The organism is Francisella salina, from assembly GCF_000219045.1.
In the GTDB taxonomy this organism is placed as follows: domain Bacteria; phylum Pseudomonadota; class Gammaproteobacteria; order Francisellales; family Francisellaceae; genus Francisella; species Francisella salimarina.
In genome coordinates, this window is record NC_015696.1 from 1613629 (window position 1) to 1634074 (window position 20446).

The window sequence follows — 20446 nt, forward strand, 5'->3', positions numbered from 1 at the left end:
TTATTTTCCTATCAATTCAGCGATTGCTTTATTTGCCAACTCATCAGCTTTTTCATTACCTTGATTACCACTATGACCCTTTACCCAGCTCCAAGTTACATTGTGTTTAGTTGTCAAACTATCTAGCTCTTGCCAGAGATCTTTATTTTTGACTTCTTTTTTGGCTGCTGTCTTCCAACCATTAGCCTTCCAATTTGCTAACCATTGGTTAATACCATTTTGAAGATACTTAGAGTCTGTATAGATCGTTATATCGCATTTTCTTTTTAGTGCTTGTAGAGTTTTGATTGCTGCCATTAGCTCCATTCTATTATTCGTTGTATCTTTTTCGGCACCATAAATCTCTTTATCAACACTATTATAACTCAAGATAGCTCCCCAACCGCCTATACCTGGATTACCTTTACATGCTCCATCTGTATAAGCAATTACATTATTTTTCTTTGTGAAAATTCCCATATACTTCCTTAGCACAACCACCACTATATATTTTAGCTACTTCAGACTTTGTAGGTTCTTTTATTAGCTCTCCGACACTAAGTGGATCAACGGAGAAATAATTATCCTTCTTAAAAACCACTACAAAATATTTACTAAAAATTCTTTTGAACATATTTACTATAAAGTTACCAGTATAGTTTATTAATCTCACTCTCTTGCTAATAAAACCATTTGAGATAAATCTTGATAATAAACTATATAGACTAATATTGCCTGAACAAGCGACAATAACTTCGCCATCATCAGCTAAACAGAAATGAAGCTGATTGAATATTGCTTTCATTAAAGCAGGACAATTTATAAAACTCTCATCTAATATGATAAGATCAAAAAACTTATGCTCAAAGGGCCAAGCTTCTACATCAAATACACACCCTAGCGAAGGCTCATTTTTTAGATAGCCCGAACAAGCCACCAGCTTTAGAACATTTATCTTATAAAAATAGCTCTGCTCTTTAGGCGTGATAATAAGAGCCTTCTTATACCATCTTTGACTTAAATATCTGGTAATAATACGCTCTTTATTTGTCATCACGAACCTACTAAGTTTCTCATTCTATCAAAATAGTCAGGGCATGTTTTACTAACCGCCTCTGCATTATTTATCACAACACCATCATATTTCAATCCTAATAATGCTAACGACATAGCGATACGATGATCATTATGACTATCAACTTCAGCTGGCTTAAATTTGCTTCTTGTTGGTGATATTAAAATACTATCTTGAGTTGTCTCGACATAGATACCAAGTTTTGTAAGTCCTTCTGCCATAGCATCAACACGATCTGACTCCTGTCCTCTTGTATGACTAAGTCCTGAAATATGAGTATCAGAATTTGCAAAGCACGCAATAGCAGCAAGTGTCATAAAGGTATCAGAAAAATTACGCATATTTACTTCTATACCACTCAAACTATCTGTACCTACAACTTCTATACCATCATCAAAGTAATTAACTTGGCAACCTATTCTCTCTAGTACTTCTAAAAATTTAATATCGCCTTGTTTAGATTTTTGCGTTACATTCATGACCTTAATAGCTGAGCCTGTAATAGCAGCAAATGCCCAAAAATATGATGCAGTCGAAACATCAGGTTCAACAACATATTTATCCGGGGAAACATAGTTAGAGTTATTTACACTATAAACACTTCCATTAATATCTACATTTATACCAAACTCCGCCATTACTTTAACAGTCATCTCTAAATATGGTTGCTTATGATCTGTGATAGAGTCTAGTTGCAGGCCCTTTGTCATATATGGAGCTGCCATAAGCAGACCTGATGCAAACTGAGAACTCTTAGCACCATCTACTTCGATATTATCTCCATCTAAAGACTTCGCTTTGATAGTAAGAGGCATAGCATGCTCTTTTTGATGATAGAGTGCTGATATACCTAGCTTTTCAAGAGGTATTAATTGATCAGCTAAAGGTCTATCCATCATTCTTTGCTTTGCATATACATAGTATTGGCCAGTAGCTTGCACTGCTAACATAGGGATTATAAATCTTGTCAAAGTACCCGACTCATTACAAAATATTTTTGCATTTGAGTTGGCAAATTCTCCACCACATCCTTGGATCACCAAAGTTTTAGATTCTTGATTATGTTCTAGTTGACAGCCTAACTCTTTTAACGCTCCAACACATGCCAGTACATCAGCACTATTAGGTAGATTTACAAACGCTGTTTGACCTTGCGCCATAGCTGCAATTATCAAAGATCTATTCGATATACTCTTTGAACCATCTAAATAAACTGAGGATTTTATTTTTGATTTTACCTTGGGTATAAAATCTTTCATCTAATAAGTAAATAAAACTATATTGTTGGTAATATTAACATAAGTAACACTATTTTTTTGAATAATTAACCATCAATAAAGTTAAAAGTTAGGACCTGTTTTTGATAGCTTTTTTAAGCTTAGTAAGTGCCTCTTCCTCAATCTGACGCACTCTTTCTGCCGAAATATTATACTTAGCTGCTAGATCTTGAAGAGTCGCTTTTGTATCAAGTAGATAACGCGACATAATAATATCTTTAGTACGCGTATCAAAACCACTTAATACATCTTTAACAATCATCTTAAAGTTATCATAATAATCTTGTTGCACTATTTGATGTTCTACATTTGATGATTTATCCTCTAAATATAGACTCTGTTGATTAGATTGCCCGCCTTCGTCATCAGTATATGGTAAATCAAGACTTGCATCACCTTGACACATTCTCTTTTCCATTTCTATAACTGTTTCTTCTTTGACACCTAATTCTTCTGCTAACTGCTTAATATCTTCTAAACTTAACCAGCCAATCTTATCTTTACTACTTCTAAGATTAAAAAATAGTTTACGCTGAGCTTTTGTAGTAGCAACTTTAACAATCTTCCAGTTTTTAAGAACATAGTCATGCATTTCTGCTTTAATCCAATGCACTGCAAATGATACTAATCTGACACCTTGATCAGGATCAAACTTACTTACAGCTTTCATTAGACCAATGTTACCCTCTTGGATAAGGTCTGCTATCGAAAGGCCATAACCTGAAAAATTACGTGCGATTTTAGTAACAAAACGCAAGTGTGACAAGACAAGCTGCTGAGCAGCATCTAAGTCTTTTTGATATTTATAGCGTTTGGCGAGCTCTTGCTCTTCCTCAAGTGACAGTATTGGTAATTTATTAACAAAATTTAGATAAGAGCTAAGGTTATTATCAGATACAACTGGTAATGATTTGCCTTTTGTAGCTGGTAATAATTTTTTTTTCGTCATATTGCTCCTATAGCAGACTATAAGTTACTATCTACGGTAGTAAGCTTGCTTCAGCTGATTAATTTGCATTTGCTGCTGCTCTATAATTCTGACAAGCTCTTGTTGTTGCTGCGTCATCATTGCATACAACTGAGCAATTTTTTGATCTTGAATTACCATATACTCTTCCAATCTTTTCACTGCATTTTTCTTCTGCATGATTTTAGCTGCTTTTTGTTTAGCTTGCTTTAATTGTTCTAAACTAACCCAACCAGTATCACCATTTTCTTTATTAACGACTTCGCACCAGCTATTTTGCTTACAGTAGAAAATATTATATTTATCTTGGTTTTTTAGGTCAATTTGTCCAGTTACGTCAGAAGAAGTATCATCTTTTGTATAGATATCTACAAGTTTACTTGACTGCTGTGAAACTTCACTAACTTTAGGAGTTTGTGCAGGCTCACTCTTTGACATTGCAAAGCCTGAAGTGAACCCTAAAGATATAGCTAATGAAGCCAATATTATTTTTCTCATTTATTAATCCTTTTTAAATTTATCCCTTAGAATTATACACCATTTAGCTATATAACTAACATTAATAAATATTAAAGTATTGGCATATCTTCTTTTGATACTTGCTTAGGAAGCAGAGATTCTCTATTTAAGCCCAGTGCTACAGCCACAACACCTGCAACATATATAGATGAGTATGTTCCAACTACAATACCCAAAATTAAAGCCAATGAGAAGTTATGCACAGAGCTACCACCGAATAGATAAAGCACAACTACAACTAGCATCGTTAACCCTGATGTTAAAATTGTTCTAGATAATGTATCATTAATACTTTTATTAACTACTTCAACTACATTAGCATTACGCATTTTTCTAAAGTTCTCACGCACTCTATCGTAGATTACAACTGTATCATTTAGTGAGTAACCTATCACTGCTAATATAGCTGCTAATACAGTCAAATCAAACTCAAGTTGAAATGCTGCAAATATACCTAAAATTACTATAGGGTCATGGAGTAAGGCAACACATGCACTAATACCAAATTTCATCTCAAATCTAGCGCTTATATAGATCAAAATACATACTAAAGCTATTATAATTGCTAATACACCATTACTAGCAAGCTCTTTACCTACTTGTGGACCTATATAATTCACACTCAAAACTTTAGTATCAAGAGAGCTCTCAACCTGTTGTTTAAGATACTGCTGGGCACTATCTAGACTATTAGTTTTTGAATTAACTTCATCTGGTGTAAATTTAATAAGATAGTTATTATTTTCGCCAAAAGTTGTAACTGTAGTATGTTCAAAACCAACTTTAGCCAATTTTTCAGAGATTATTGCTGAGTTTTGTAAACTAGTCGCTTGAATCTGTACCTGATAGCCACCTGTAAAATCTAGCCCTAGATTAAGACCTTTTGTAAATATAAAAAATAATGAAACAACAATCATTAAAACAGAGAAAGCTGTCGTATATTTTTTTATTCCTAAGAAGTCTATATTTGTTTTTTGTTTGAAAAATTCCATTATAAATCCAACCTAAAATTATATGCCTATAGAAATTTTTTCTAATTTCTTTCTCTTACCATACACAAAATTTGTCATTGCTCGAGAGACAGTTACAGATGTAAACATAGATGTTACAATACCTATCATTAGAGTTATAGCAAAACCTTTGACTGCTCCGCTACCTATGAAGAATAAAATAACAGCAACAATCAAAGTTGTAATATTTGAATCTACAATAGTTGTAAATGCTTTCTCATAACCAATATGAATCGCGCTTTGACGTGGCATACCTGCTCTAATTTCTTCTCTGATTCTCTCAAATATAAGCACGTTACCATCTATCGACATACCCAAGTTCAGTACAATACCTGCTATACCAGGTAATGTAAGTGTAGCACCTGGTATGATTGACATCACAGCAACAATTAACACCAAATTCATTACAAGAGCTATATTAGCTATAACACCAAAGACTCTATAGTAAACTAAGATAAAGACTATAACTGCAATCAGAGCTACCACAATAGATAGCATACCTTTTTCGATATTATCTTTACCGAGACTTGGACCAATTTGTGTTTCCTGTACGATATGCACTGGCACTTGTAGCGCACCTGATTTAATCATCAACGCAAGATTATTTGCTTCTTTTTGATTTAATCCTGTAATTTGGAACTGAGATCCTAGTGCTGACTGAATTGTAGCAACGTTGATTAGCTTTTCAGTTTTGTTTACTACATTTTTCTCTTTACCATCTTTATCTTTGACTTTTTCATAAGTTGTATTAACAAGCATCACACCCATTGGGTTACCAATATTCTTGCCTGTTATTTGCCTAAAGTGGCTTGCAGCACTTCTATCTAACTCAACCATAACAATAGGAGTGCCTGTCTGATGATCGATAGAAGGACTTGCGCCTATAATATCAGCACCACCAGCTACAGGTGCGCCTCTTAAACTATAATAGCTTTGATAACCTCTGCCATTATCTAAAGAATAAACCTTATAACCCTGCTCTTCTGCAGCTAACCTATCCGTAACAGGACTAACCAAATAAAAGCTAGCTGTGGATGTACCACCTAGAATTTGCTTAGCTTGAGTTGCATCTTGCATACCTGGTATTTCAATCACCACACGATTATCACCAGCCTGAGCTACAGATGCTTCTGCAACACCTAAAGCATTAATACGATTACGCATAACCGTCACAACTTGTGATATAGCATCCTGTCTAAGCTGTAAAATTTTTGCACTGTTATAAGATATAAATACCGTATTATCTTTTACACTATAAACTATATTAGGGTCTTGGGTCTTTCTAAATTCAGTATTCAAATATTGTTTTAGCTGATCAACACCTACTGAGTTTTCTAGAGTAACAGAAACAAAACCGTTATCTATGTAATCTTGCGGAGCTTTTACTATTGACTTCTCTTCGGCTTTTTTAGAGCTGACAATATTAATATTATTATCTTTCGCCGCACTAAGAATTGTACTTAAAGAATTATCTAACTGAGCATTAATCGCAGTATTTGTATCAGCTTCTAACATCAGATACATACCACCACGTAAATCTAATCCTAAGTTCATAGGGTTAGCACCTAGCGCAGATAACCAACCTGGAGAGTTTGAAAGCATATTCATAGCTATAATATACTCATCTCCCAGACTTTCTTTGAGAGCCTTTTTAGCTTTTAGCTGCTCTTCGACATCTTTGAAGATAATAGCAACATTACTCTTATCATCTGAGAGGTTAACTCTTTGGTAAACAATTTTGTCAGTACTTAGAGTATCTTCAATATTTTTGACAAGCTGTGTACTTACATCACCATCTTTCTGAGAAATCTGTAAAGCTGGACTTTTACCAAACACATTCGGTAAAGCATAAAAAAGTGCCAATGCTAATACAACAACTATCAAAAGATTCTTCCATAAAGGAAATTGATTTATAGGTAGGCTTCTGTTATTACTCATTGAAAATTCCTTTACATAAAAAGAAAAAAATTAAAAGACTTTATAGAAATTTAGCTTATTAAGCTTTTGTAGCACCTTTAGGTAAAATATTAGCTACTGCGTTTCTCTGAATTTTAACAACAACATTTTCAGCAATTTCCAATTCTACAAAAGACTCATCAATCTTAGCAATTTTCCCTATCATACCACCATTTGTGACAACTTCATCACCCTTTGAAAGCTCTGACAACATTTTACGTAGTTCTTTATTTTTTTTCTGCTGTGGTCTAATTAATAAGAACCAGAATATTGCAAAAAACACCACAAGCATTAAGATTGAGCTTAATGGGCTACCAGCTGCTTGTTCAGCACCTTCTGCAAATGAAGTTGATGTAAATAATACGATTGCAGATAATGATAATAGTAACTTTCTCATTTTTTCTCCCGAAAATTTTTAATTTTTAAACGTAGGAATTTTACATTAGTAGTAGTACTTAATCAATTAAAGACTAATAATAAGATTAGAATAAGTGTTTTATTAAAAAACTGGATATTCTAATTTGTGGCATTTATACAATATTATAATTACTAAATTTTTTAAGCGCTGTTGCTAATGAAGCTTTCGCCCAATTAAGTGGAGTAATAGGAGATGGCAAATAATACCTTTGCTCATCAAAAATAATAACATTTATACTCTCAGGTAACAGTTCTGCATTAACTGGCTGACCATCTGCAGTTATATAATCACCAGCTGTCATTTGAGCTAGAGCTCTTTTTAAATGCCATGCAATTTTGTTAAAATACTTATCCTTATTGAATTTTTGTGAATACTTATCATACAAATTCATCATTGCCAAAGCCAACATACTGTCAAAAAACCATTGCGCTTCAGAATCTTCAGATCTACCCTTAGCTCTTTTTGCAAATTCTTCTACACTTGAAGCATCATCTGTTAAGCTTTCTTTTGCTGTACTATCATCTTCAAACCAAAAATTACCAGATTGATAACTATCGCCTTTGTAACGTATCACTCCATAATCACGCACAAGATCTTCTACTAGAGCTAAAGTTTTTTGATATTCAGCAAATCCTAAATCATCACTAAAGTATGGTGTAAAAATATGCAACATCGCAGCATCACTTTCACGATAACAAATATCATCCGCATCATAAAGTGGTGATTCACCACCTCTAGCTATTTGAGTTTTAACTTTATTTATACCTAAATTACTTAACTGTTGTAAATCTACTGATAACCTAAGGTTTTTATTATCTAAAGTACTTTTCCATTGCTTAGCAGCATTTGCCACCAAAGAGATACTACTTGTATTTACCCTATCAATTTCCTCCCAAGCCCCTGCATCAGCATATTCATAATATTTTATTGATGCCAAGAAACCAAAAAATCGCTCTAAAAATACTACTAATGATGAATCGTCTACATTGAATATCTGTTTTTGATAAGCATCATTTAAAGCTAACAAAAAAAGTCCATGAGCATCCATCTGCTTATGGTTCCATACTTGTGGTTTACCATTTATCATCACATCATCATAGCAATTACTAGAGCTATCAAAACGGATATGAGGAACAGCCATTTTATCTGCTGCCAACTTTGGATTTGCTATAATATCTCTAAAGCGTTCTTGTTGTGCCGGCGAATCATAATATTCATAGAGCTTGTTAATTAGAGTTTTAGCATCATTTCCTTTAAATTCACTAAAGTAATAATAGACCCAAATTGCATCACGCACCCATACAGCATCATAGTTTGTAGCATCATCGTTTGTATCTCTTTCCGCTGCTTTAGGAAAACCTGTCTTAGTTAAACCCATATCAAAAGCTTTATGATATTTATTCAGTATGATTTTTGCTTGGGCAGATGTAAGTTTATTTTCAAGGATAGGCTTCAAATCCTCATTCATATAGTTAATACTACCACCCTCTGGTATCTCTATATTTTTGTATACATACTTTGAACTTTGAATAAATTTTTTTATCTGATCAGTATTAGACATAACACCCTCACTATTTCACGACTTTTAAATTGTGTACAATCACTACCAATGTAACCAATACCAAAAGCATAACTGGCCCTACTAACATTGCAGGCTCACGCCCTAATAAGTTACCAAGCATACCAGATAGGGATGTACCTAACGGAATACCAATTGCACCAACAGTTACTAAAAATGATGTTGCTCCACTTGATACATGTGGAAGTTTATCCATTGCATAACCTAAAACAGATGGATATATACATGAATCACTAAGCCCTAGTATAGCCATTAAAATTAGTACTAGCACAAATGATTTTGTATATATGAAAATAAATATTGCAAAAGCAAACACCAACCCTGACACCACAAGATAACGCTCAATCCTTACTCTAGGTAATAAGAATTTACCAAAAAAGATCCTACCCAAAAGCTGAGACCCTGTATAAACAGCCACTAGCAGACCTACATCTTTCATATTAAAGCCCAAATCAAAATGTAAATGCGGTTGATTATAGTAGTTCATTATCTGCTCTGTATAAACTATACAAAATAGTGCTATAGCCATCAAAACAATAGGCTTAGACAAAAATATAAATCTAGGCTGTGATGCATTTTCTGCTTTAGTGATTACGCCCTGTTCAATTTTCTCATTAATTTGAAGAGACAATAAAAATAATATAAATATGATAAATAAAACCATAACAACCACAAATACTGCCTGCCAACTAGTATAAAAAAGAATATTCCCAACTATAAAAGCACTAGATAAAAAGCCAAGACTAAAAAATACATTTAAAAGACTAAGTTTACCTTCAGATTCACCTTGTTTCTCTACAGTTCCCATCACAATATAGTTGCATGACACTAACACATAACCAACAGCCATATTGCATATAAAAGTCATTGCTGTATAAACATAAATATCTGGAGCAAATATCGATAAAATTGACCCTATAATCATAAATAACGCAGCAACTATTAAAGTATTTTTGCCTTTAAATTTTTTGATAAGGATGCCTCCAGTCGCCATTGCTAAAATCTGCCCCCATAAACCGAAACCATCAAAAAATATAATAGTATTAGAATCAATATTAAAATGCTGTGAAATCGGTACTGTCAACATGCCATAAATAGCACACTGAAAACCAGTAAACAAAAATGCCACAAACGTAAGAAGTATAGCCTTTTTACGGTCAATATCTTTATCAAACAAACTCTTCTTAGTATTCAGAGATATATCTATAGATGCCATAACAAACCCTATGCCAAATAAAATAATAGTTACTACCTGATACTATATAGTCAAATGAGAGCAACAGAAAGATATTTATGTAGCTGAATAGCTTTTATTTCGGATAACTTTTGAAAACATCAGTAACGACTACTATCTATAATAATCAACTTTTCGATTTGTTGAGTACTCAGACATTCTAGAACCCCGATGATAAACATTTACTTTCTCAACATTTTGCGTATCAAAGTAAGTCTGAAGGTATAGCAGATCCCTAGTGTCATTAAATGAGTAACAAAAGCAAAATAAAAAAATCAAAATTGCTACTCTAACAAAAACAAATATTAATTTAATCATATCATTCAACTCTAGATTTCGATACAGTGTATTATATCACGATACAAAAAATAAGAAACGATATTAATCACCAAACCACTCATCTTATGACTAAATAAATGCCAAAATAAAAAACTCTATGCCTAAGGCGTATACTTTATAAAGAACCTAAGAATCTTAGTGCTTCTAGTTTAAACCTTACCGAATGAACCAATGCAAGTTACCAACCAGAAGAAGAATATAAAAAATAAAAAACACCTAGATAAACTTAAAAAGAATTTTCAATTGTTTTTTTTGAAAGATTGATTATTGAAGTGTAACCCAGTAGCGCTGTAGAAACTAACACATATCAAGGTTTAGAGTGAACTTTATTCAAAGCAGAGTCCCTGATAAATTGATAAAGCAACTATCTGTAATCATCAACTTTCAAATTTGTTGAATACCTAGACATTCTAGAACCTTGATGAAAAGTATTAACTTTCTCAACATTTTGGTGATTATAGTAAGCCTGAAGATACAGCAAATTCTCAGTATCATTGAATGAATAAGAAAAGCTGAATAACGAAATCGAGACTAATATCCCAATAAGAACGGAGGTTATTTTATTCATATTATTTACTCTCTATATGCAATACAGTGTATTATATCATGGTACAGCAAAAAAGGGAGTAAGTTTAATTACCAAAACACTCTCCCTTTAACAAATTATCTACACATGTAATTTTAGCAATTTTATTCAGATTTGACAAACTCGCTTCATGCGATTCTTGGCTGCTAGCATTACAAGCATCTGCCACTACTGTAACGCTATAATCGCGATCATGTAATTCTCTAACTGTAGACTCTATCACATAACTAGTCGATACTCCACAAATAATAATATCTTGAATACTATTTGCTCTTAAAACAACTTCTAAATTAGTTCCATAAAGTGCACTCACACGATGCTTTGTTATTATAACATCATGCTCTTGGACATCCATATCTGGATGAAAATCTGTTGCCCAAGTATCTAACTGCAAAACACCATATTCAGGAGCTTGTTTAAACATAGGAGAAACTTTTGAGCACTCCTTATAATCTTTACTAAAACCAACCTTAACATGAGCAATCATAATATTATTTTCTCTTGCCCATGCAATTAATTGGTTTGCCTTTTCCATAGTTTTATCATCTTTAACTCTCTTAGCGTTATGAGCTCCAAAAACGCCTTTCTCATCAACTATCTCATTTATAAAGTCTGCAACAATCACGATTTTATTTTTCATTTCTTTTCCTCTTATTATTTTTTAACTAAAGACAATATGCTCGAAACACACACCATCAAAATTCCTATCATCTCCATATAACCTATAGAACTATCATAAAACACCACATCTAATATCGCAGCAACTATTACTGAAAAATACATAGCTGGGGCTATTAGTGAAGGATCTGTAGTATGCTTAAAAGCTTTTACTCTAAAAATCTGCGAACTAATGCCAAATATAATCATAGCTACTGATACCCAAATGACTACAGGCTTCATTGATACTGGATTCAAACTAGATATAACAGATATATTAAACGGCAGCAATAATAATAAAAATATTCCTATAAATGTATATATCCAAAGATTTATAATGAATACATCTTCTTTTTTGCTTGCATTGTATAAAACAACTTGAGATGCTGCATTTAAAACTCCCGCAAAAAGAGCACAAAGACTATATGTATTAACATTACCTTCTCCAACACCTAATATAAGATAAATTCCCAAAAAACTAATAATAATACAAGCAAGATTAAAGTAGCTAACACTCTGCTTATAAAACAAAAACCTAATAATCGGGATGAATAAAGGACTAGTATTAAATAGTAAAATTGTAATCAATAATGAGCTATTACTTAAACTTATAAAGAAAAATAATTGTGCAAATAGACTAAACACCACCCTAATAAATATTGAATACCAAGCGAAAGGAGCAACCCTTGAAAATGAAGAAATACTTACAATCCACCACATAAGTATGCCTCCACCAACAAATGAGACTAACATGGTTAAGTAGATCCCATCCATTTGTATCAGATACTTGCGTGCAAATGAGCCAAAAGCTATAAGAGCTGCAGAAGTCATCATAAACCATAAACTTATAAAGTTATTAATTCGGTTCATTTTTCTTTACTCCATGAATTTAAGATATAAGAATAATATAACTCTTGCACCAATCTGTAAAACGCTTTATTCTTACATTACAAGTAAGTTTTTCTTACATAATATGATTAAAAAAAATGACCTCCCTCCTTTAAATTCATTACCAGTTTTTATAGCAGTAATGAAAACACAAAGTTATACTAAAGCTGCAGAACAGCTATTTATGACTCACTCTGCTGTGAGCCAATCTATAAAAAAATTAGAAAACTACCTTAATAAAAAACTATTTATCACGGATAAACGAAATCTAGTCATTACTGACTTAGCCAAAGAGTACTACACAATGATAGACCCTCTAGTATCAGAAATTCACAATGCAACAGAGGTACTAAAAAAACAACGCACTAAAAAATTATCTATAAACTGTATGACTACACTTTGTGCAAATTGGCTAATACCAAAACTCGATGATTTAATAAATTCACTAGTAAATACAGAAATACAGCTCATTAGTCTAGGCAGAAGAGTAAATTTTGATTATGATGATATAGATATCAGCATAGAGTATGGTATCGACAGTGATTTTAGCAATAAAAACAAATTCAAACTAGCAGATGGTGAGTTAATACTAGTTTGTAATAATAAGCACTCTGGTAGAAGCCTCTCAGAAATAATATTAGAACAAAAGCTAATCTATGTTGATGATAAAATTCGCATTGATGATTATCAACTCTGGGCACAACACAACAACATCTCAAAAAAGTCTAACAAAAATATAATCTTCAAAAATTCTCTTCAAGCAATTCAAGCTTGCTTTTCAGGTATTGGTTTCTTTGTTACAGATAGACTTCTAATTCAAGAACACATCAAAAATGGATTTCTTTATGTACCACCTCAACAAGACTACATGACAGGAAAATCATATTATCTTTTAGCAAAAGATTCAGAGACAGATAGTTTTAGTATTATCAAAAAATTATTATCTTCATATTTTTGATTATACTTTCAATCTCATACTTAGAAGATCATATTTAATGTTTAGCCTTTATAGCTCTCTAGAAACTCTTTTCTAAACTCTTCAAACCTACTCTCTTCTAGAGCTTGGCGAATATTTTTCATTAGGTTTTGGTAATAAGTTAAATTGTGGATTGTATTTAATCTTGAACCTAATATCTCTTGAGTTTTATCTAGGTGATGCAAATAACTACGACTAAAATTTTGACAAGTATAACAGTCACAGTTTGGATCCAATGGAGACACATCATCCTTGTGTTTGGCGTTTCTAATTCTAACAACACCCTCTGATGTAAACATATGACCATTGCGAGCGTTTCGTGACGGCATTACACAGTCAAACATATCAACACCACGATAAACAGCTTCTACTAAATCCTTTGGCGTACCAACACCCATCAAGTATCTCGGCTTATCTTCTGGCATCTGATGAGCAGTATGATCAAGTATTCTAATCATATCTTCTTTAGGCTCACCCACAGATAATCCACCTATTGCAAAACCATCGAAATCTATTTCTTTTAAAGCTTTTAGAGACTCATCACGTAAATGCTCATACATTCCACCCTGAATAATTCCAAATAATGCAGATGGATTATCTCCATGAGCATCTTTTGATCTTTTTGCCCAACGCATAGATAGTTCCATAGAATCTTTTGCCTCTTTTTCAGTAGCTGGATATGGTGTGCACTCATCAAAACACATTACAATATCAGAGCCAAGATCTCTTTGGACTTGCATTGATATCTCAGGAGATAAAAAAACTTTTGAACCGTTAATTGGTGATTTAAATGTAACGCCTTCTTCTGTAAGCTTACGCATTTTACCCAAACTAAAGACTTGAAATCCCCCGGAGTCTGTAAGTATAGGTTTATCCCAACCGTTGAAATCATGTAAAGTACCATGTTTTTTGATAATTTCAGTACCTGGACGTAACCATAAATGAAATGTATTACCCAAGATAATATCAGCACCCATTTCTTTTAACTCAACCGGAGATAGAGATTTAACAGCTCCATAAGTCCCTACTGGCATAAATGCAGGAGTCTGAATATCTCCTCTTGGGAAACTTATTTTCCCTCTTCTAGCTTTACCTTCTTTTTTAATCAAGTCGAACTTCATTACAGTCATAAAATTTAACCTTTTGAAACAGATATTAATGAATAAGTTTTTTTAAGCTACTAATCCTATAACAAACTTATAAAAATAGCTAGCGAAGATATTGCCTAGATAGTATTATCTCTTATAATAACTCAAATAGTTTTAAAATCATCAAGGAAAACAATGAACTTTTTAAATTTTAGCATACTAGTGTTTGCTTATCTTTTGGGATCAATTAATAGTGCAATTATTGTCTGTTATATATTTAGATTACCATCTCCGAGAAGCGTTGGTTCTGGTAACCCAGGAACTACAAATGTTCTAAGAATAGGTGGTAAAGTACCAGCAGTAATAACTCTTGCATTTGATATACTAAAAGGTCTAGTGCCCGTAGTTTTAGCTAAAGTATTAACTGGGAATGAGTTTATAACTGCTTGTACTGCACTATATGCAATCCTTGGTCATATATTCCCTCTTTTCTTTGGCTTCAAAGGCGGCAAAGGTGTTGCAACTTTAATAGGTACACTATTTGGATTTAGCTGGATTTTGGGTTTAATATTTGTCATTACGTGGTTATGTGTTGCTGTGATTACTCGTTATTCATCTTTATCCGCATTAGTAGCTACTGTTATAGCAAGTTTTTCAGTAATATTTACATCTGATTTACAGGTGGCAACACCATTTTTGATAATAGCGATAATAATACTTGTTAAACACAGAGGAAATATTCAAAGATTAATCAGTGGTCAAGAAAGTAAAATCGGCGATAAAGCAAAGGCAAAAAATGATTCAAATTAAAAATTTAAAAAAAGAATACAGATCAAATAATACTAGCAACCTTGTGCTTGACAATATAAACCTTGATATTAAACAAGGTGAGATATTTGGTATAATAGGTCATAGTGGTGCCGGTAAGAGCTCTCTTTTAAGGTGCTTAAATCTTCTAGAACAACCTTCTGATGGTTCAATATTCATTGCTGATGAAAATATTACAAAGAAGAATCCAAAACAGCTTAGAGAATTTCGCAAAAAAGTTTCGATGATATTTCAGCATTTTAACTTGCTATCATCTCGCAATGTTTTTGAAAATATTGCCCTTCCACTTGAGATTCAAGGAATACCAAAGGCCGAAATCAAAAAAAGAGTTTTTGAGCTTTTAGAGCTAGTCGAACTGCCAAATAAAGCAAATGCATATCCTCAAGAACTTAGTGGAGGTCAGAAGCAAAAAGTTGCAATTGCTCGAGCTTTAGCTTTAGATCCTTTAGTTTTATTATCAGATGAAGCGACATCCGCACTAGATCCAACATCTACAAAACAAATTTTAGCACTTCTTAAAAGATTAAACAAAGAACTTGGCTTAACAATAGTTCTAATCACACATGAAATGGATGTCGTCAGAAAAATCTGTGATCGTGTAGCAATTATTGACAAAGGTCGTATTGCAGAAATGGGCAAAACATTAGATATATTCCTAGATCCTCAAGCTCCTGTAACAAAATCTTTTGTTGAAACAAGCATACACACAAAAGTTCCAGACTTCATAGCTAAAAGACTTTATGACAATCCTTATAGCTATGATGATACATACCCCGTAGTACAACTAACATTCTATGGAGATAAAGGTAAGATGCCTATCATTGCTGAGATTTCTCGTCAATTTAATGCTACAGCGAGTATTATCCAAGCGAATATAGAAACAATCCAAGAACAAATAGTTGGAATCGCCATTTGTCATATCACAGGTGAGCGTCAAGACTGGGAAAATGCATTAAGATTTCTTTCAAACCAAGATGTTAATTTAAAGGTGCTAGGTTATGCAACAGCAGACAATATTTAGTTTACATGAGCTTAGCCTAATAGCTCAATCAACATGGGAAACTATTTTTATGGTTTTCATAGCTACTTTAGTGGCTGTTATAGGTGGTATATTATTAGGCATATTACTGTATATAACACAAGATAGTAAAAATGTTGCTGTTAAAGGATTTAACAAAACATTCAGTATTATTATAAATATAACTAGAAGTATCCCATATATCATATTACTAATACTTCTATATCCTCTGACAAGACTTATAGTTGGCACAACAATAGGGACTACCGCTTCAATAGTACCTCTGGCTATTGCTGCTCTGCCATTTTATGCTCGACTAACTGAATCAGCTTTGCGTGAAGTTGATAACGGGCTTATTGAAGCAGCCAAATCAATGGGAGCAACTAAAAGGCAGATTATTTTTAAAGTATTACTTCCTGAATCAAAAAATTTGTTAATTGATGCTGCTACTTTAACATGTATTTCACTAATCGGTTTCTCAGCTATGGCTGGTATCGTTGGTGGTGGTGGCCTAGGTGATTTGACCTATTTCAAAGGTTACAATTACGGTAATTACACTTTATTACTTGGTGGTGTAATTATGTTAGTTATACTTGTCCAAATCACCCAATCATTCGGCAACTATCTAGTTACAGCCAAGAAATTGACTTCACTTTGGATTATTACTGCCATTCTATTGGCTGCAAGTGCTACACAGCTGTATGTGAATGCTGCAGCTACTACCAATACAAATGAAATAACTGTCGGATATATTACCAGTCCTCCTCAAGATAAAATCATGCAGCTAAGTAAAAAAATGGCTAAAGAAAAATATAATCTTGATGTAAATCTAGTAACATTTGGTGATTACAACATTCCTAATAGAGCACTTAATGATGGGGAGTTGCAAGCAAATGTTTTCCAACACATTCCATTCCTAGAAAATCAAATCAAACAGTTTGGTTATAAACTTACATATATTGGTAAGACTTTCTTATACCCAATGGGAATGTTTTCTAAAAAGTATAAAAATATCCAAGATATTCCAAATGGCGCTACAGTAGCAATCCCTAATGACCCTACTAACCAAGGTAGAGCATTAATGATTCTACAAGATGCTGGATTGATCAAACTTAAAGATGGTATAACTTGGAAAGCCACTACAGACAGTATAGCTAGTAATCCCAAAAATCTAAAAATCATAGCTTTACAAGCAGATCAAATCCCTAATAATTTAGGCGATGTAGATATTGGTATTGTAAATAATGACTATATACCTAAGGCAGGTCTAAGCCTAAAAGATGCTCTTTTTGTAGAACCTAAAGATTCTCCTTTTGCAAATGTTATTGCTGTTAAAGAGTCGCAAAAAGATAATCCTAAACTTAAAGAGTATGTACAAGCATTTAATACAGATGAAGTTAAACAATTAGCTGAAAAACTTTATCCGAATGGTGCTGCTATACCAGCTTGGTAATTATTTCTTTCATTTATTAATTTATAATCATAATTTTATATGTTTTAATGTATTCAAAGATAAAACTTACTATTCTAAAAATTGACAAGTATAAATAAACAAATTGGTAGTATCTTCTTGATTATAGGTACCTCTTTGGGCGGAGGTATTCTTGCTATTCCTATGATTCTTTCAAGCTTTGGTGTCGTTATTGGTTGCATCATAATGTTTTTGATGTGGCTTTTAATGACATATTCAACATTAGCTGTTGCAGAAGCCTGCCTGCACTTTGAAAGTGGAATTAGTTATCTAGGGCTTGCTCATAAACTTTTTAAGAAACCAGGAGTCATTCTGGTTTATATATGTGCTTTTGGAATACTTTACGGAATGCTTGCAGCATATATCTCTGCAATAGGCTCATCTTTTGAAAGCCTACTAGATATAAACTATATTATTATAGAGGTTGGCTTTGTTATACTTTTTGGTGGATTTATATTAAAAGGCACAGGGCCTGCTGAATGGCTTAATAGAATTTTTCTTACCGTAAAGCTTATTATCATATTATTTACAATACTTTTACTTTTCAAAACCATAAGCATCTCTAAGCTAGATAGCTATAGTTTTGGCACTCTAAAAGAGGTTATAGTTACTTTACCTATACTTGCCACAACATTCTCAGCTCACATAATTGTTCCTAGCGTTGTCAACTATGTAGGACCACACCCAAAAGATATTAGAAGAATTATTATAGTTGCATCTCTAATAATACTAGTAATATATGTATGCTGGATAGTTTCAATATTTGGCAATATAGCTATTTATGGTGATAAAAATAGTTTTGCTGAAGTCTTAAAATCTCTTAGCTCCGAAGATAGTGTCACTCAGCTTATTTATATTCTTAAAGCTAATATTCAGTCTTCTGAAGTTATAACTTTAATTTATACCTTTATTACAATTTCTGTGACAACTGCTTTTATAACTCTATCATTAGCATTAAAAGATCTAATACTTGATAGATTTAAAATGAACAACCTATCAACACTAAGCAAAAACATTCTTCTAAGCTTTCTGCTTTTCATGTTACCGATATTTCTGAACTATTATTTTAAAAAGCTTTTCTTAATCGCTCTTTCTGTTGTAGGTCTATTTTCTCTAATTATGCTTGTTTCATGTCCACTAAATATGGTTAGAATACTTCGTAACCGTAATTTTGAAATAATTTATAAATCAATGAAAAATAGCAAGCTTAACAACTTTGCTCTAGCTATTGCTATTATTATTATCATATTCCAAGTTATTGATTATATTCTTTAAATATTCTCTTTAAGCAAATAAAAATATAAAATATAAATAGTTATTTAATCACAAGGTATAGATATGCAACACACATCAGGTTTTTTAGATTTAGTAAACGATGCAAAAAGTAGAATACAAGAATGTACAGTTGACGATATCAACAAAATGAATGAAACAGAAACTCTTGATGGTTTACTTATTGATACACGTGAAGAGTCAGAGTTTGCAAATGGATATATTCCTAATGCTATTCATATTAGTAAAGGAATTATCGAAAGTGCTATTGAGTCAGCAGTTCCTAACAAAAATCAAAAGATGTATTTTTATTGTGGTGGTGGCTTCAGATCTGCTATCGTAGCTGATAAACTGCGTGAAATGGGTTATAAAAATGTAATTTCTGTTGATGGTGGTTGGAGAGCATGGAATGCTAAAGGCTATCCTACTAAATCACCTAATCAAGCTAGACCGCATGAGTTTTTAAAGCTTGTCAATAATGCTAAATCTGATATCAAAGAATGCTCTGTATCTGATTTATACGATAAGATAAACTCTAATGAACTAGATGGTGTCATTTTTGATGTTAGAGAAGATTCTGAGTTCAATAGATTCCATATCCAAGGTGCTACCCATCTTAGCAAGGGGCAAATAGAAGTCAAAATTGAGAGTCTAATTCCAAATAAAAATCAAAAAATATATTTATACTGCGGTAGTGGCTTTAGATCGGCATTAGCAGCTAAAAGCTTAAAAAGTATGGGCTATACGGATATTATATCTGTAGAAAGTGGAATCAATGCATGGTTAAATAATAACTTCCCTGTAACACAAGACTAGGAACTATATAATGTCATTTCGAATTGGTCACGGTTATGATGTGCACAAATTCACATCTTCAAAAAAAAATATCATTATTGGTGGAATTGAGATTCCATATGAAATGGGACTAGAAGCTCATTCTGATGGTGATGTATTAATCCATGCTCTTTGTGATGCTATTTTAGGTGCACTAGGTCTTGGAGATATAGGTAAACACTTCCCTGATACCGATATGGAGTATAAAAATACTGATAGTAAATTTTTCTTATCTGAAATAAAAAAAATGCTTGATGATAAGGAGTACGAAATCAGTAATATTGATTGTACCATAATTGCACAAGCACCTAAGATGCTTCCTTATATCGAAAAAATGAAAGCTTGTTTGGCAAATGTGCTTGAAGTTCAAACTAATCAAATAAATATTAAGGCAACAACCACAGAACGGTTAGGATTTATAGGTAGGAAAGAAGGCATTGCCACACACGTTGTATGCCTACTAAATAGATAACTG

At 32.8% G+C, this 20446-nt stretch carries 21 protein-coding genes; 7 read left to right on the plus strand and 14 right to left on the minus strand.

What is annotated here, in order from left to right:
* From rnhA to F7308_RS08000, 13 genes are all read right to left on the minus strand, one after another.
* The gene (gene rnhA / locus F7308_RS07945; protein WP_013923348.1) at positions 1–459 is read right to left on the minus strand and encodes a ribonuclease HI; all 459 of its coding nucleotides are present in this window, start codon (positions 457–459) and stop codon (positions 1–3) included.
* On the minus strand, positions 434–1033 hold the full coding sequence (locus F7308_RS07950; RefSeq protein WP_013923349.1) for a class I SAM-dependent methyltransferase: 600 nt from the start codon (positions 1031–1033) through the stop codon (positions 434–436). The genes rnhA and F7308_RS07950 overlap by 26 nt, the downstream gene beginning before the upstream one ends.
* Entirely contained in the window at positions 1033–2313 is a 1281-nt protein-coding gene (gene aroA / locus F7308_RS07955) for a 3-phosphoshikimate 1-carboxyvinyltransferase (RefSeq protein WP_013923350.1), read from the minus strand. The genes F7308_RS07950 and aroA overlap by 1 nt, the downstream gene beginning before the upstream one ends.
* Positions 2314–2401: 88 nt before the next feature.
* Positions 2402–3280: an RNA polymerase sigma factor RpoH gene (rpoH, locus tag F7308_RS07960; protein ID WP_013923351.1), complete on the minus strand. Its 879-nt coding sequence runs from the start codon at positions 3278–3280 to the stop codon at positions 2402–2404.
* 27 nt (positions 3281–3307) lie between these two features.
* Complete coding sequence (locus tag F7308_RS07965; RefSeq protein ID WP_013923352.1) at positions 3308–3796, minus strand: SH3 domain-containing protein; 489 nt, start codon at positions 3794–3796, stop codon at positions 3308–3310.
* Positions 3797–3867: 71 nt separating this feature from the next.
* Positions 3868–4809, minus strand: a complete 942-nt coding sequence (gene secF, locus F7308_RS07970; RefSeq protein WP_013923353.1) for a protein translocase subunit SecF — start codon at positions 4807–4809, stop codon at positions 3868–3870.
* Between the two features lie 18 nt (positions 4810–4827).
* The gene (gene secD, locus F7308_RS07975; RefSeq protein WP_013923354.1) at positions 4828–6765 is read right to left on the minus strand and encodes a protein translocase subunit SecD; all 1938 of its coding nucleotides are present in this window, start codon (positions 6763–6765) and stop codon (positions 4828–4830) included.
* 58 nt (positions 6766–6823) lie between these two features.
* A complete protein-coding gene (gene yajC / locus F7308_RS07980; protein WP_013923355.1) occupies positions 6824–7180 on the minus strand; it encodes a preprotein translocase subunit YajC in 357 nt (118 codons plus the stop codon).
* A 133-nt stretch (positions 7181–7313) separates the two neighbouring features.
* Positions 7314–8762, minus strand: coding sequence for a hypothetical protein (locus F7308_RS07985; protein ID WP_013923356.1), 1449 nt, complete (start codon positions 8760–8762; stop codon positions 7314–7316).
* 10 nt (positions 8763–8772) lie between these two features.
* Positions 8773–9996 carry an MFS transporter gene (locus tag F7308_RS07990; RefSeq protein WP_013923357.1) on the minus strand — a complete coding sequence of 408 codons (1224 nt, stop codon included), beginning with the start codon at positions 9994–9996 and terminating at the stop codon, positions 8773–8775.
* A gap of 721 nt (positions 9997–10717) precedes the next feature.
* Complete coding sequence (locus F7308_RS10065; RefSeq protein ID WP_083817032.1) at positions 10718–10921, minus strand: hypothetical protein; 204 nt, start codon at positions 10919–10921, stop codon at positions 10718–10720.
* A gap of 64 nt (positions 10922–10985) precedes the next feature.
* On the minus strand, positions 10986–11579 hold the full coding sequence (locus F7308_RS07995; protein ID WP_013923358.1) for a cysteine hydrolase family protein: 594 nt from the start codon (positions 11577–11579) through the stop codon (positions 10986–10988).
* A 14-nt stretch (positions 11580–11593) separates the two neighbouring features.
* On the minus strand, positions 11594–12466 hold the full coding sequence (locus F7308_RS08000) for a DMT family transporter (RefSeq protein ID WP_013923359.1): 873 nt from the start codon (positions 12464–12466) through the stop codon (positions 11594–11596).
* A 103-nt stretch (positions 12467–12569) separates the two neighbouring features.
* On the opposite strand from F7308_RS08000, the gene F7308_RS08005 reads away from it, so the two are divergent.
* On the plus strand, positions 12570–13442 hold the full coding sequence (locus F7308_RS08005; protein WP_156796601.1) for a LysR family transcriptional regulator: 873 nt from the start codon (positions 12570–12572) through the stop codon (positions 13440–13442).
* Between the two features lie 41 nt (positions 13443–13483).
* Here F7308_RS08005 and tgt read toward each other — a convergent pair whose 3' ends face one another.
* Positions 13484–14590, minus strand: a complete 1107-nt coding sequence (gene tgt / locus F7308_RS08010; protein WP_013923361.1) for a tRNA guanosine(34) transglycosylase Tgt — start codon at positions 14588–14590, stop codon at positions 13484–13486.
* A 153-nt stretch (positions 14591–14743) separates the two neighbouring features.
* Between tgt and plsY the strand changes: the two genes are divergently transcribed.
* The 6 genes from plsY to ispF all read left to right on the plus strand — a co-directional run bounded on the left by plsY (position 14744) and on the right by ispF (position 20443).
* Positions 14744–15358 carry a glycerol-3-phosphate 1-O-acyltransferase PlsY gene (gene plsY, locus F7308_RS08015; protein WP_013923362.1) on the plus strand — a complete coding sequence of 205 codons (615 nt, stop codon included), beginning with the start codon at positions 14744–14746 and terminating at the stop codon, positions 15356–15358.
* Positions 15345–16397, plus strand: coding sequence for a methionine ABC transporter ATP-binding protein (locus F7308_RS08020; RefSeq protein WP_013923363.1), 1053 nt, complete (start codon positions 15345–15347; stop codon positions 16395–16397). Before plsY ends, F7308_RS08020 begins: the two co-directional genes overlap by 14 nt.
* The gene (locus F7308_RS08025; protein WP_013923364.1) at positions 16375–17847 is read left to right on the plus strand and encodes a MetQ/NlpA family ABC transporter substrate-binding protein; all 1473 of its coding nucleotides are present in this window, start codon (positions 16375–16377) and stop codon (positions 17845–17847) included. Before F7308_RS08020 ends, F7308_RS08025 begins: the two co-directional genes overlap by 23 nt.
* Positions 17848–17928: 81 nt before the next feature.
* Entirely contained in the window at positions 17929–19140 is a 1212-nt protein-coding gene (locus F7308_RS08030) for an amino acid permease (protein WP_041263791.1), read from the plus strand.
* A gap of 63 nt (positions 19141–19203) precedes the next feature.
* Complete coding sequence (locus F7308_RS08035; protein WP_013923366.1) at positions 19204–19953, plus strand: rhodanese-like domain-containing protein; 750 nt, start codon at positions 19204–19206, stop codon at positions 19951–19953.
* Positions 19954–19963: 10 nt separating this feature from the next.
* Positions 19964–20443 carry a 2-C-methyl-D-erythritol 2,4-cyclodiphosphate synthase gene (ispF, locus tag F7308_RS08040; protein ID WP_013923367.1) on the plus strand — a complete coding sequence of 160 codons (480 nt, stop codon included), beginning with the start codon at positions 19964–19966 and terminating at the stop codon, positions 20441–20443.
* Positions 20444–20446: the final 3 nt, after the last annotated feature.